This is a genomic window from uncultured Wocania sp., from assembly GCF_964021735.1.
Classification (GTDB): domain Bacteria; phylum Bacteroidota; class Bacteroidia; order Flavobacteriales; family Flavobacteriaceae; genus Wocania_A.
On sequence record NZ_CAXIBN010000084.1, the window covers coordinates 1 to 13,941 of the forward strand.

Annotated in this window: 12 protein-coding genes; 7 read left to right on the plus strand and 5 right to left on the minus strand. The window is 34.2% G+C overall.

The features are described 5' to 3' along the window. Positions 1 to 101 precede the first annotated feature (101 nt). Positions 102 to 4,490 (minus strand): DNA polymerase III subunit alpha, encoded by a 4,389-nt coding sequence (gene dnaE / locus AADI82_RS08865; protein WP_341216086.1) that lies wholly within the window; start codon positions 4,488 to 4,490, stop codon positions 102 to 104. A 161-nt stretch (positions 4,491 to 4,651) separates the two neighbouring features. Then, positions 4,652 to 5,101, minus strand: a complete 450-nt coding sequence (locus tag AADI82_RS08870) for a PA2169 family four-helix-bundle protein (RefSeq protein ID WP_341216097.1) — start codon at positions 5,099 to 5,101, stop codon at positions 4,652 to 4,654. 289 nt (positions 5,102 to 5,390) lie between these two features. Between AADI82_RS08870 and AADI82_RS08875 the strand changes: the two genes are divergently transcribed. The 7 genes from AADI82_RS08875 (at position 5,391) to AADI82_RS08905 (ending at position 12,074) form a co-directional block, all read left to right on the plus strand. Continuing rightward, a complete protein-coding gene (locus tag AADI82_RS08875) occupies positions 5,391 to 6,461 on the plus strand; it encodes a lactonase family protein (RefSeq protein ID WP_341216087.1) in 1,071 nt (356 codons plus the stop codon). A gap of 84 nt (positions 6,462 to 6,545) precedes the next feature. Next, entirely contained in the window at positions 6,546 to 7,064 is a 519-nt protein-coding gene (locus AADI82_RS08880) for a 30S ribosomal protein S16 (protein ID WP_341216088.1), read from the plus strand. A 161-nt stretch (positions 7,065 to 7,225) separates the two neighbouring features. Further along, the gene (gene rimM / locus AADI82_RS08885) at positions 7,226 to 7,750 is read left to right on the plus strand and encodes a ribosome maturation factor RimM (protein ID WP_341216089.1); all 525 of its coding nucleotides are present in this window, start codon (positions 7,226 to 7,228) and stop codon (positions 7,748 to 7,750) included. A gap of 81 nt (positions 7,751 to 7,831) precedes the next feature. Then, positions 7,832 to 8,545: a methyltransferase gene (locus AADI82_RS08890; protein WP_341216090.1), complete on the plus strand. Its 714-nt coding sequence runs from the start codon at positions 7,832 to 7,834 to the stop codon at positions 8,543 to 8,545. Positions 8,546 to 8,661: 116 nt separating this feature from the next. Next, positions 8,662 to 9,840 carry an acyl-CoA dehydrogenase family protein gene (locus tag AADI82_RS08895; protein WP_341216091.1) on the plus strand — a complete coding sequence of 393 codons (1,179 nt, stop codon included), beginning with the start codon at positions 8,662 to 8,664 and terminating at the stop codon, positions 9,838 to 9,840. A 115-nt stretch (positions 9,841 to 9,955) separates the two neighbouring features. Next, on the plus strand, positions 9,956 to 10,855 hold the full coding sequence (locus tag AADI82_RS08900) for a serine/threonine protein phosphatase (protein WP_341216092.1): 900 nt from the start codon (positions 9,956 to 9,958) through the stop codon (positions 10,853 to 10,855). 22 nt (positions 10,856 to 10,877) lie between these two features. After that, positions 10,878 to 12,074: a glycoside hydrolase family 18 protein gene (locus AADI82_RS08905; protein WP_341216093.1), complete on the plus strand. Its 1,197-nt coding sequence runs from the start codon at positions 10,878 to 10,880 to the stop codon at positions 12,072 to 12,074. Here AADI82_RS08905 and AADI82_RS08910 read toward each other — a convergent pair. The 3 genes from AADI82_RS08910 to AADI82_RS08920 form a co-directional block, all read right to left on the minus strand. Continuing rightward, entirely contained in the window at positions 12,071 to 12,400 is a 330-nt protein-coding gene (locus AADI82_RS08910) for a ferredoxin (RefSeq protein WP_341216094.1), read from the minus strand. The genes AADI82_RS08905 and AADI82_RS08910 overlap by 4 nt on opposite strands. 118 nt (positions 12,401 to 12,518) lie before the next feature. Then, positions 12,519 to 12,764, minus strand: a complete 246-nt coding sequence (locus AADI82_RS08915; protein ID WP_341216095.1) for a NifU family protein — start codon at positions 12,762 to 12,764, stop codon at positions 12,519 to 12,521. A gap of 3 nt (positions 12,765 to 12,767) precedes the next feature. Next, the gene (locus AADI82_RS08920) at positions 12,768 to 13,904 is read right to left on the minus strand and encodes an Mrp/NBP35 family ATP-binding protein (RefSeq protein ID WP_341216096.1); all 1,137 of its coding nucleotides are present in this window, start codon (positions 13,902 to 13,904) and stop codon (positions 12,768 to 12,770) included. Positions 13,905 to 13,941: the final 37 nt, after the last annotated feature.

The following is a 13,941-nucleotide window of genomic DNA, read 5'->3' on the forward strand; positions in this document are numbered from 1 at the left end:
GTCATTGTGAGGAGGCACGACGTAACAATCTTTTCAATTAAAAATCAAAATACTTAAAAAAAGATTCTCACGCTTCGATTAGAATGGTAGTTCAATTTATATCAGTTCAACTTAAACCTAACATCCTGTGCTTCCAATTCACTTAAAAGCTCTTGACAAACTTTAACTTTTTGCTTTCTGCTTGGCATTGTTAATTTAATTTTTTCTTTAGTATCGTACACCAAAAAGTTAAGGGCTTGATTCCCTGGATGCATATTTAATAATTCTTTTAATGCTATTATTTTCTGCTCGTTTAAATCTTTTATATCAACTTGTATCGATAGTTTTTTTGTATAATTTTCCATCACATCGTGTAATAACTGAAAACTATTAAACTGTAACCGTGGGTCGCTTTTTTTGCCTGTATCTTTATTTACCCAACCTTCGCGGACAAAGGTTTTAACAAATACAAAATTGTTCTTCATTAAAAAATGGCGAAACTTTAAATACTCTTCACCAAAAATCCTAAACTCAAAACTATCGGTATAATCTTCAACGGTAAATAACGCCCAACCTTTGCCTTGTTTACTTACGCGGTGTTGTACATCGGTAACTACACCTCCAAAAACAATTTCTCTGTTAACATAAGGTTCTAAATTATTAAACATGGCAACAGTACCGTTACAAAACGTTTTCATTTCGGTTTTAAAATCATCCAACGGATGTCCAGAAATATAAATCCCAACAACTTCGCGTTCTTTACTCAATTTTTCCATGGTTCCCCATTCTTCGCATGGCGGTACTTCGGGTTCTGCAATTTGTACATCGCTAGACTCACCAAATAAGCTTACTTGTGCAGAGTTTTCGTTTTCTTGGTGTTTATGTGCATACTTAATGGCTTTCTCTAAAAAAGTAATACCATCACCATCATCATGAAAATACTGTGCTCTATGTGTGTCGGACAAACCATCAAAACCACCTGCTAAGGCTAAGTTTTCAAATGCTTTTTTATTAGCGGCTCGTAAATCGATACGTTTTGCAAAATCGAAAATTGATTTATAATGCCCGTCTTCTTTTCTGTTATTAACAATTGTCATTACCGCTCCATGACCGACACCTTTAATGGCTCCCATACCAAAACGTATTGCATTATCTTTGTTAACTGAAAACTTGTAAAATGACTCATTTACATCAGGACCAAGAACGGGCAATTTCATGCGTTTACATTCCTCCATAAAAAAGGTAACCTGCTTAATATCGTTCATGTTATTCGATAAAACTGCCGCCATATATTCTGCTGGATAATGCGCTTTTAAATAAGCTGTTTGATAAGCAATCCACGCATAACATGTAGAGTGCGATTTGTTAAAAGCATAACTTGCAAAAGCTTCCCAATCTTTCCAAACTTTCTCTAAAATTTTAGCATCATGCCCGTTTGCGCTGGCTTGCTCAATAAACTTCGGTTTCATTTTATCAAGAACCGCAATTTGTTTTTTACCCATAGCCTTACGCAAAACATCTGCTTCACCTTTTGTAAAACCTGCCAAACTTTGAGACAATAACATCACTTGCTCTTGATAAACCGTAATACCGTATGTTTCTTTTAAGTACTCTTCCATGGCTGGTAAATCGTACTCAATATCTTCATCGCCATGTTTTCTACGAACAAAACTTGGGATATATTCCATCGGTCCTGGTCGATACAAAGCGTTCATTGCAATTAAATCTTCAAAAACCGTAGGTTTTAAATCACGAAGATGTTTTTGCATTCCGGGAGATTCATATTGAAAAACCCCAACAGTTTCTCCGCGTTGAAAGAGTGCGTAGGTTTCTTCGTCATCTAATGGAAAATTATCTGGGTCAAGTACAATATTGTGCTTTGCTTTAACAATTTTAACGGTATCTTTAATTAAAGTCAAGGTTTTTAATCCTAAGAAATCCATTTTTAATAAACCAGCAGATTCTACTACCGAGTTATCAAATTGTGTGACATATAAATCGGAATCTTTAGCAGTTGCGACAGGCACAAACTTGGTGATATCATCTGGAGTGATAATTACTCCGCAGGCATGAATTCCTGTATTACGCACCGAACCTTCAAGCGTTCTTGCGAGATTTACGGTTTCTGCCTCTAAATCGTCCCCCTCAGAAATATTTAAAAGTTCATTGACTTTTTCTAAATCTTCTGCCCTAAACTTTTTAGCTAATTCTTTTTCATCTAACCCAAAAATCTTTCCGAGTTTAGACATGGTTGGAATCAATTTCGCAATTCTATCGGCATCAAATAATGGCAAATCGAGTACACGAGCGGTATCTCGAATGGAAGATTTTGCAGCCATTGTACCATAAGTAATAATCTGTGCTACTTGATTGCTACCGTACTTTTCAATAACGTAATCCATAACTCGACTTCTTCCTTCATCATCAAAATCGATATCGATATCGGGCATGCTAATACGGTCTGGATTCAAGAAACGCTCAAAAAGCAAATCGTATTTAAGCGGGTCTATATTGGTAATCCACAAGCAATAGGCTACAACAGAACCTGCTGCCGAACCACGGCCTGGACCAACCGATACATCCATATTCCGAGCTTCGCGAATAAAATCTTCAACAATTAAAAAATATCCTGGGTATCCTGTGTTTTCAATAACGCTTAACTCAAAATCGAGTCTTTCTTGAATATCTTCAGAGAAATTTTCGCCATAGCGCTTTTTTGCACCCTCGTAAGTAAGGTGTTTTAAATATGCGTTTTCACCTCGCTTACCGCCATCGGTTAAATCATCTTCATGTTTAAATTTTTCTGGAATATCAAAAGCAGGTAATAAAACATCACGTGCTAATTGATACCCTTCTACCTTATCTACTACTTCTTGAATATTCAAAATGGCTTCTGGAATATCATGAAACAATTGTTTCATCTCCTCGGAAGACTTAAAATAATAGTTTTGGTTTGGTAAACCATATCTATATCCTCGACCACGCCCTATGGGTGTTGCTTGTTTTTCACCATCTTTTACACAGAGTAAAATATCGTGTGCATTGGCATCTTCTTGTTTTCTATAATAAGTATTATTTGATGCAATTAATTTAACATTGTGTTTCTTCGCTAGATTTATTAAAGTAGGATTAACTCGGTTTTCGTCTTCCTGATTGTGTCGCATCAATTCGACATACAAATCATCTCTAAACTCATTTTTCCACCAAATCAAAGCTTCTTCAGCTTGATTTTCACCAATATTTAAAATCTTACTTGGCACTTCGCCATATAAGTTTCCTGTTAAGCAAATCAAATCTTCTTTATATTCCTGAATGAGTTTTTTATCAATTCGCGGTAAATAATAAAAGCCATTAACAAAGGCATGCGACGATAATTTAGCCAAATTATGATAACCGTTTTTGTTTTTAGCTAACAGTACAATTTGATAACCATTATCTTTTCTAGTTTTATCTTGATGATTTTCGCAAACAAAAAACTCGCAACCAATAATGGGTTTTATTTCTTTTGCAGTAGTTGTTTCTCCCTTTTCATCAGCCTCTGCTATTTTAACTTTTACGCCACTGTTGTGCCTATTTACGGCATTTACAAAATGAAATGCCCCCATCATATTCGCATGGTCTGTTAAGGCAACCGCGGGCATATCAAATTCGGCTGCAGCCGAAACAATATCAGACACACTCATAGTAGATTGCAAAACTGAAAACTGCGAATGGTTATGTAAATGCACAAAATCAACATCTTCTAAGCTAGAAACATTTTGTTTTATTTCTGATGATGAAAGGTCACTAGTTTGAGCCTGCTGTAAGCGCTCATTAATCTTAGCACTTTCTTTTTTAAGATTAATGTGCTTTAACCCTATAAGCTGAATAGGATCGGGATTAACTTCCCTAAACTTTTGAAAATAATCAGGTTCAACATCAAGCTGTTCTTTGGTATATTCTCCCAATCGAATCAATTCGAAAAAACAACGTGTAGTTGCTTCAACATCGGCTGTGGCATTATGTGCTTCAGCAAAAGGAGTATCAAATAAAAACTCATGAAGCTCAGTTAATGTTGGTAACTTAAACTTACCATAACGCCCACCAGGAATTTGACATAAACTCGCAGTATGTTCCGTACAAGTATCTAAAACGGGTAATTCTTGTAGTGGGTTTGCAACATCGCCACGTACAAATTCGGCACCCATAATATTTAAATCGAACTTGACGTTTTGCCCAACTACAAATTTGGTTTTGCTTAATGCCTCATTAAATTTTTCTAAAACCTCAATTAATGGAACACCTTGCTCTTGTGCTAATTCGGTTGAAATACCGTGAATCTTTTCAGCATCATAAGGAATATTAAAGCCGTCTGGTTGCACCAAATAATCTTGACTTTCAATACAATTACCCATAGCATCGTGTAATTGCCATGCAATTTGTATACACCTTGGCCAATTATCGGTATCGGTAATGGGTGCATCCCAGCGCTTTGGTAATCCAGTAGTTTCAGTATCGAAAATTAAGTACATGCTTAGTGTTTATTTATTGTTGCGTTTATTTGTTGAGTCGCAAATAACGAGCTTATAAAAATACATAGAATTTATACTTTTTTAAAGTGAAGTTATAAACACTTGTAAACAAAAATGCAGCCCAATGGGCTGCACTTCTCTTAACCAAAACTAACTAACTTTTATGAAACTAACTCTTCATGCACTTTTTCAGTATTAATTGACGCTTGAATAGCGTTTTTTTGCTTTATCAGTAACGAATCAATACTTGGTGGTAAAGTTTTATCTTTTAGAATTTCATTGTACTCTTCAAGACTTGCTTCTTCACCTCTAATAACTTCTTCTAAAATAGCTTCTTCATCGTTTGATGTGAATAGCGATTTTAAACTCATCCAATTTCTGTGTATTGTACCTTTAAAACTCCCAGAGTTTTCGGGTACTTCGCCATAACGCAAAATTTCTGTTCTTAAGTCTTTAGCAAATTCGCTTCGTTCTGAAGCTCTTCGTTTAAAAAAAATTTTTAACGTTGGGCTGTCTACATTTTCAGCAGCATTAAGATATCCTTTTTCGGCATCATAATTCTTGATTAATAATTCATTTAATTTGTTTGAAATTTCTTCTGTGTACTTCATATTATCATTTTCATTTTTAAATTTCATGTGTTTTTTTAATTGCTTCTCAAAAGTCACATGTGACCTTTGATGATTATACTAATTATTAAACACATTCAAATAATTATTATAATCATGTCGGTTCCAATAAATTCTTTAAAGATGTGTATTGTTTCACATTATTTACCTTAATATACTACAGAACACCTCTTTTGTCAAGCGATTTAACAGGGTTTGTGAAAAATTTAAGAAACGTTAACAAATTCAACCTATTTATTATAATTTAGAGGCTTATTTTTATATAAAATTTATGAGACTTTTTTTTAGCATTTTTTTAACTGTATTAACACTGTTTAATTGTAAATCGGAAAGCAATCCATTAAGCACACTTTATATTGGCACTTATACTGATGGCGATAGCGAAGGTATTTATCAATATCAATTTAACACTGAAACTGGTGAGTTAACCAACAAGCAATTGGCCGCAACTTCTGAAAATCCGTCATTTATAACCTATTCGGTAGATAAAAACTATGTGTATGCTGTTAATGAAACTGAAAACGGTACTGTTTCTGCTTTTAAAGTTGAAGCAGACAAAACTCTAACATTTATAGACAAAACTAGCACCCATGGCGCGCACCCTTGCCATGTTGTGATTAACAAACAAGGAGACAAAGCTGTTGTTTCAAATTATACAGGAGGAAATTTCTCCTTACACACTATTAAGGATGATGGTGCATTAAATGAAGCTTTTCAAGTTTTAGAGCATAAAACCGACAGTATTGTTTCGCATGCACATTCTGCTCAGTTTTTTAAAGATGATTTATATGCCGCAGATTTAGGCTTGAATGCCGTTTTTAATTATAGATTATCAAACCAAACATATGAATTGATTTCTCCTTCAATTGTTGATTTAGAAAACAAATCTGGCCCAAGACATTTTTCGTTAACAAACGATGGCAAATATATTTACATTATAAATGAGCTTTCTAGCACAATTACTTCTGCAAAAAAAACAGAAAACGGATTTGAATTTATTGAAACAATTTCAACTTTAGCTGATGATTTTAAAGAGAAAAGTTATTGTGCAGATATTCATTTATCTGAAGACGAGCGTTTTTTATATGGGTCTAATCGTGGCGAAAATTCCATTGTTATTTTTAAACGAGACACTAATTCTGGTAAACTTAAAAAGATTCAAAATATAAGTGTTCATGGTGATTGGCCACGAAACTTTACCATAGATCCAACTGGTAAATTTGTATTAGTAGCCAATCAAAAAAGTCATAATATTTCTATTTTTAAGATTGATAAAACTAGCGGAAAACTTGCCTTTTTACATGCCGTAGAACTCCCTTCTCCAGTATGCTTATTATTCTAAATAAAATACTGATAAATAAAAAAATATAGTATCTTTGCGCCCTCATTAATAACCGAGGTCGAGAACCTCAAATAATTAATTATTATGCCAGTAAAAATTAGATTACAAAGACACGGTAAAAAAGGAAAACCTTATTACTGGATCGTAGCAGCAGATGCGCGTTCAAAAAGAGATGGTAAATACCTAGAAAAATTAGGTGCTTACAATCCAAACACAAACCCAGCAACTGTTGAATTAGACGTTGATGGCGCTGTGAAATGGCTACAGAATGGTGCACAACCAACTGACACAGCTAAAAACTTATTATCTTACAAAGGCGCTTTACTAAAAAACCATCTTGTAGGTGGTGTTAGAAAAGGGGCTTTAACTGAAGAACAAGCAGAAGCAAAATTCACGGCTTGGTTAGAAGAAAAAGCAGGTAAAGTTCAAGCTAAAACTGATGGTTTGTCTGAAGCAGAAGCTAAAACAAAAGCAGATGCCTTAGCTGCTGAAAAAGCTGTTAACGAAGCAAGAATAGCTGCGGCTGCTCCTGTTGTTGAGGAAGAGGTAGCTGAAGAAGCTGCTCCTGTTGTTGAGGCGGAAGCTTCAAACGAAGAAGAATAAAAACATTTATTTTTATACTTTTAAACTCCGATAGAAATATCGGAGTTTTTTATGCAAAAGACATTTTGCATCATGCTGAACTCGTTTCAGTATCCCATAAATAATTATAAATGTAATGAGATCCTGAAACAAGTTCAGGATGACAAACAAATATATTTGTCATGAAAAAAGAAGACTGTTTTTATTTAGGTAAAATTGTAAAAAAGTACAGTTTTAAAGGCGAAGTTTTAGCAAAATTAGATACCGATCAGCCAGAAATCTACGAGCATTTAGATGCTATTTTTTTAGAATTGAGAAACAATCTTGTACCTTTTTTTGTTGAAAGTTCTCAACTTCATAAATCTGAATTATTACGTATTAAATTTGAAGATGTAGATACTGAAGCGGATGCGGATGCGATTATGAAAAGTCATTTGTATTTACCGCTTGACTTACTTCCAAAACTTGAAGGCAATAAGTTTTATTTTCATGAAGTTATTGGGTTTATCATTGAAGATTTAAACTTCGGAAAAGTAGGTGTCCTTAAATCTATAAATGATTCAACGGCACAATCCCTTTTTGAAATAGACAGAGATGGTATTGAAATTTTGATACCAATGAATGATGAGTTTATTTTAAAAGTAGACCGAGAGAATAAAACTATTTTGGTTGAAACACCTGAAGGTTTGATTGATTTATATTTATAATAAACATAACGTCATGCTGAATTTATTTCAGCATCACATCTTATAATTATGAGATACTGAAACAAGTTCAGGATGACAGACATGAGAAAACCTTTTAAATTCAAACAATTCGTAATTAATCAAGACCAATGCGCTATGAAGATTGGCACCGACAGTGTGTTATTAGGCGCATGGACTTCTATTGACAAAAATCCATTTTCAATTTTAGATATTGGCGCAGGGACTGGCGTTATTGCACTTATGCTTGCACAACGCAGTAATGCCGAACTAATTGATGCTGTAGAAGTTGATGATAATACATACGAACAATGTGTTAATAATTTTGAACAATCACATTGGGGAGACCGCTTATTTTGCTACCATACTTCACTTGAAGCATTTACAGAAGAAATTGAAGATAAATACGACTTGATTGTATCCAACCCTCCGTTTTATTCTGAAGATTATAAAACAGAAAACAAGCAACGTGATTTAGCTCGATTTACCGATGCTATGCCTTTTGGGCATCTTGTTGATAATGCTTCAAAATTACTCTCAGACAATGGTACTTTCTCAGTAATTATTCCTTTTAAAGAAGAAGTTAAATTTATTGATTTAGCTTCAAAAGCAAATCTCTTTCCAAATAATATCTTACATGTAAAAGGAAATCCAGCTTCAGAAATCAAGCGCAGTTTAATAGCATTTTCTTTCCGCGAAAGCGATATAAAAATAGAAGAGTTAATTATTGAAACCGAAAGACATCAATACACCGAAGAATACATCAATCTTACTAAAGATTTCTACTTAAAAATGTAATCCATTAAATATAGATTAGTTAAATTTGAGTGCTTAATATTTCAAATATCTAAATAAAATAAAACATTAATTACAATTATGATAATTATATGTTTTAAACATAAAACTAATCTTAAATGAAGCCAGATTTATTTGAAGCTCCAGATTATTACAATTTAGACGAGCTTTTAACTGAAGAACACAAATTAGTACGCGATGCTGCTAGAGAATGGGTAAAACGCGATGTGTCTCCTATAATTGAAGAATACGCTCAAAAAGCAGAATTCCCAACACAAATAGTAAACGGGTTAGCAGAAATTGGTGCTTTCGGCCCTTATATTCCAGAAGAATATGGAGGTGCAGGATTAGACCAAATTTCTTATGGTTTGATTATGCAAGAAATAGAACGTGGCGATTCTGGAGTTCGTAGTACGGCTTCGGTACAATCGTCATTAGTAATGTACCCTATTTGGAAATATGGTAACGAAGCACAACGTCAAAAATACTTACCAAAACTAGCAAGTGGCGAATGGATTGGATGTTTTGGATTAACCGAACCGGATCACGGCAGTAACCCTAGCGGTATGGTTACCAATTTTAAAGATATGGGCGACCATTATCTTTTAAACGGTGCTAAAATGTGGATTAGTAATGCACCGTTTGCTCAAATTGCTGTAGTGTGGGCAAAAAATGAAGAAGGCCGTATTCACGGACTTATTGTTGAGCGTGGTATGGAAGGTTTTTCTACACCAGAAACCCATAATAAATGGTCACTTCGTGCGAGTGCAACTGGCGAGTTAATTTTCGACAATGTTAAAGTACCAAAAGAAAATTTATTACCCAACAAATCTGGTTTAGGCGCACCACTAGGCTGTTTGGATTCTGCGCGTTACGGTATTGCTTGGGGCGCTATTGGAGCAGCGATGGATTGCTACGACACAGCTTTAAGATATAGTAAAGAACGCATGCAATTTGGGAAACCAATTGGTCAGTTTCAATTACAACAAAAAAAACTAGCAGAAATGATTACCGAAATCACGAAAGCTCAACTTTTAACGTGGAGACTTGGAGTTTTACGTAACGATGGCAAGGCAACATCGGCACAAATATCGATGGCAAAGCGTAACAATGTAGATATGGCAATAACTATTGCCCGTGAGGCTAGACAAATGTTAGGTGGCATGGGCATTACAGGCGAGTATTCTATTATGCGTCATTCTATGAATTTAGAAAGCGTAATTACTTACGAAGGCACTCACGATATTCATTTATTAATAACTGGTTTAGATATTACAGGTCTTAACGCCTTTAAATAGTGACTAAGCCACATTTGGCAGTTTACTCTTACTGATAAGTCTGTTTATTTAAATACTACAAATGCTTCTTTTATTAGGAAGCATTTTCTATTGAAATTTGCTTACATTTACTTCTATGTTTTCAGCTAAAAAAAGATTAGACAACGCTTATGCAACTGCTAAAATCATTGATTTTGATGATGATAGCAAGTTTATCTTATTTAGTGATTGTCACCGTGGCGACAATAGCTTTGCCGACGATTTTGCTAATAATAGAAATATCTATTTTCATGCATTAAAACATTATTATGCTGAAGGTTTTCAGTATTGCGAAATTGGTGATGGCGATGAACTTTGGGAAAACATATCGTTTGATTCTATATTAAATGCACACAAAAATGTGTATATGCTTATGAAATTATTTCATAAAGCAAATCGGTTACACATGATTTGGGGAAACCACGATATGGTTTACAGAAATCCTGAGTATGTAAAAAAACATTTATCTACTTATTTTGATCCTAAAACAGGGGAAGATGTTGAACTTTTTAAAGATATAGAATACCACGAAGGGATTATTTTAAAACACTGTTTAACAGAACAAGAGCTGTTTTTAACCCATGGACATCAAGCCGATTGGTGGAATTACTTATTCTGGAAATGGAGCAGATTTATGGTTCGCATACTATGGAAACCATTAAATGTAATGGGGATTGCAGACCCTACAAGCCCTGCAAAAAACTACAAAGAACTTATAAAAGTAGAACGTCGTACCAAAAAATGGATAGCCGAAAACAACAATTTAGTCACCATTGTTGGGCATACACACAGACCGCGCTTTCCTGAACCTGGAGACATTGCTTTTTTTAACGATGGTAGCTGTGTACACCCAAGAAGTATTACTGGTATTGAGATTGAAAATGGTAAAATATCATTAATTAAATGGCAAATTGCTACTAAAGAAGACGGCACCCTTCAAATAGTAAAAGCACTACTTGAAGGCCCTAAAAAATTAATAGATTACAAAACGGCATAATCAACTAATAAAATTTAGAAAAGTGAAGTATTTAAAAAATAATTTTTTATTAATTACCATTTTAGCATTTACCTTAAATAGTTTTAGCTGTCAACCCACTGATGAAAAAGAAAACACTATTGCAGTTATGGCTTATTATGTCCCCGAAAAAGATTACAAACCAGAAACACTTCCTTTAAATCAACTCACACATATTATATTTTCTTTCACTAAAGTTATTGATAATGAAATGAAATTTAATAATGTAGAATATGGTAATAAACTAAAACAATTGGTAAAACATAGAAATAACTATCCAAATCTTAAATTTATGATTGCTTGTGGAGGCTGGGGTTCTAAAGGATTTTCGGATATGTCTTATTCGCCTGAAAGCAGAAAGAGGTTTGTTGAAAGTGTAGTTAAATTTATTAAAGAATACGATTTAGATGGGTTAGATATAGATTGGGAATACCCTTGTATTCCAGCAGCTAACACTAAAGCTCGACCAGAAGACAAGCAAAATTTCACCTTTTTAATGAAAGAACTTCGAGAAGCTTTAAACACTTTAGAAAGAAACCAAACACTAACCTTTGCCTCTGCTGGTTGGAAACCTTATTATAACAATATAGAACTTGATAAAGTTATGAAACATGTGGATTACATGAATATTATGACTTATGATCAGGTAAGTGGAAACGCACCATTCACAGGCCACCATACACCATTAGGCTGGATTAAAAGCGAGCATTTAAAAGATTCACTGGTTTCCGATTTTTACGAAGAAATGAAAAAAAGGAGTAACAATCAAGGTGCTGAATATGCACCAGGTTCAACTGAAATGATTGTTGATTATTGCTTTTCTCAAGGTGTAAACCCTAAGCAAATTGTAATTGGAGCAGCTTTTTATGGAAAAGGCTGGAAAGGAGTGTCTTCAATTAATAATGGACTGTATCAAGCTAATAAAGGAGCGTTTACTACCAGTGCTTACAGAGACATTAGAGAAAAATACGAAAGCGATAAAAATTACAAGAGGCATTGGGATTCTATAGCAAAAGCGCCATATTTATTTAATGAAAGGGATAGTATTTTCATTACTTATGATGATACCATTTCAGTAAAACTTAAAACTGAATATGCTTTAAAAAATAAATTAGGAGGCATCATGTTTTGGCAACTTGGGCAAGATGTCAAGGAGAAAAACAGTCTCTTAAATGCTATTTATAAAGCAAGTAAAAATTAACTTTCAGGAGCTAATTCAACTTCTAAACCTTCCATGTCTGGTGTCATTTGTATTTGGCATCCCAAACGGCTATTCTTTTTAACATCAAAAGCTTCAGATAACATAGCCTCTTCATCATCACTCATTTCTGGCAATTTAGTGTCGCTTAACACATAACATTGGCATGAAGCACACATAGCCATTCCTCCGCAAACACCAATGGTTCCTTCTGGTGCAATTTCATAAGATCTAACTACCTCCATTAGATTCATAGCCATATCCGTTGGTGCAACAATCTCGTGTATAACACCATCTCTGTCTGTTATTTTTATATTAATATCTTCCATTATTCAATTTTGTGCTTATGCTAAAAAATGCATACTATAATTTTGCATCAAAAATAAGCTTTCTGAATTATTTAGAAATAAGTTTCTCTATTATTTTAGTAGGAATTAAAAAGAAAGATTATGCTTCAATATTAATAACTTGCTCAATTTGAGGCGCATATTTTTTTATAGTCATTTCTACACCAGATCTTAGTGTCATTTGATTAACACTACACCCTACGCAAGCACCTTGTAACTGAACTTTTACCAAGGTATCACCCTCTTCTATAGATAACAATGAAATATCACCACCATCACTTTGCAAAAACGGACGAATTTCATCCAGTGCTTTTTCTACGTTTAATTTAAGTTCTTCTGATGTCATAACCTATTTTTTAACTGCTGAACACCCAGCCATTGTTGTAATTTTTATAGCTTCAGTTGGTGGCAAATCGTCATTTCTTCTAACTACTTCTTCCACTACATTTTGAGTTAATTTCTCAAAAGCTTGCTCTAAAGGTGTGGCTGTTTGTAAAGCTGCTGGACGACCAGCATCTCCTGCTTCCCTTATACTTTGTACTAAAGGCAATTCACCTAAAAACGGAACTTTTAAATCTTCTGCTAAATTTTTAGCCCCTTCTTTTCCAAAGATAAAATACTTATTATCTGGTAATTCAGCAGGTGTAAAGTAAGCCATATTTTCAATCATTCCTAAAACAGGTACATTTATACTGTCTTGTTGAAACATCGCAACTCCTTTTTTTGCATCAGCTAAAGCCACATTCTGAGGTGTGCTAACAATAACCGCTCCAGTAATAGGAAGCGATTGCATGATACTCAGATGAATATCGCCAGTTCCTGGTGGCAAATCAATTAACATAAAATCGAGTTCTCCCCAATGGGCATCAAAAATCATTTGATTTAATGCCTTAGCTGCCATTGGACCACGCCAAACTACGGCTTGATCAGGTTTAGTAAAAAATCCAATAGATAATACTTTAACACCATAATTCTCGACAGGCTTCATTTTAGATTTTCCATCAATGTTTACCGCTAAAGGTCTTTCATTTTCAACATCAAACATAATAGGAATTGAAGGCCCATAAATATCGGCATCTAAAACCCCTACTTTAAAACCCATTTTTGCTAAAGTCACCGCTAAATTTGCCGTAACCGTAGATTTACCAACACCTCCTTTACCTGAAGCAATGGCTATAATATTTCTTAAACCTGGAACTGCAGCGCCTTTTATAACATTAGCTTTTGGTTTTTTAGGCGCATCAACTTTTACGTTTATTGTAATTTTAGCTTTTTCGTAAACTTGTTCATGTATGGTTTTGAGTATATCAACCTCTACACGCTTTTTGGCTTGTAAACTCGGATTTGTAATAGTAATATCGACTATCACTTCATCACCAAAAGTGATGACATTTTTTACGGCTTTACTCTCAACCATATTCATCCCTTCACCAGGAACAGTAATAGATTCGAGTGCTTTTAATATATCTTGTTTGCTTAATTTCACTTTATTCAATTTAGATTTATTCTAAAGTACAAATATA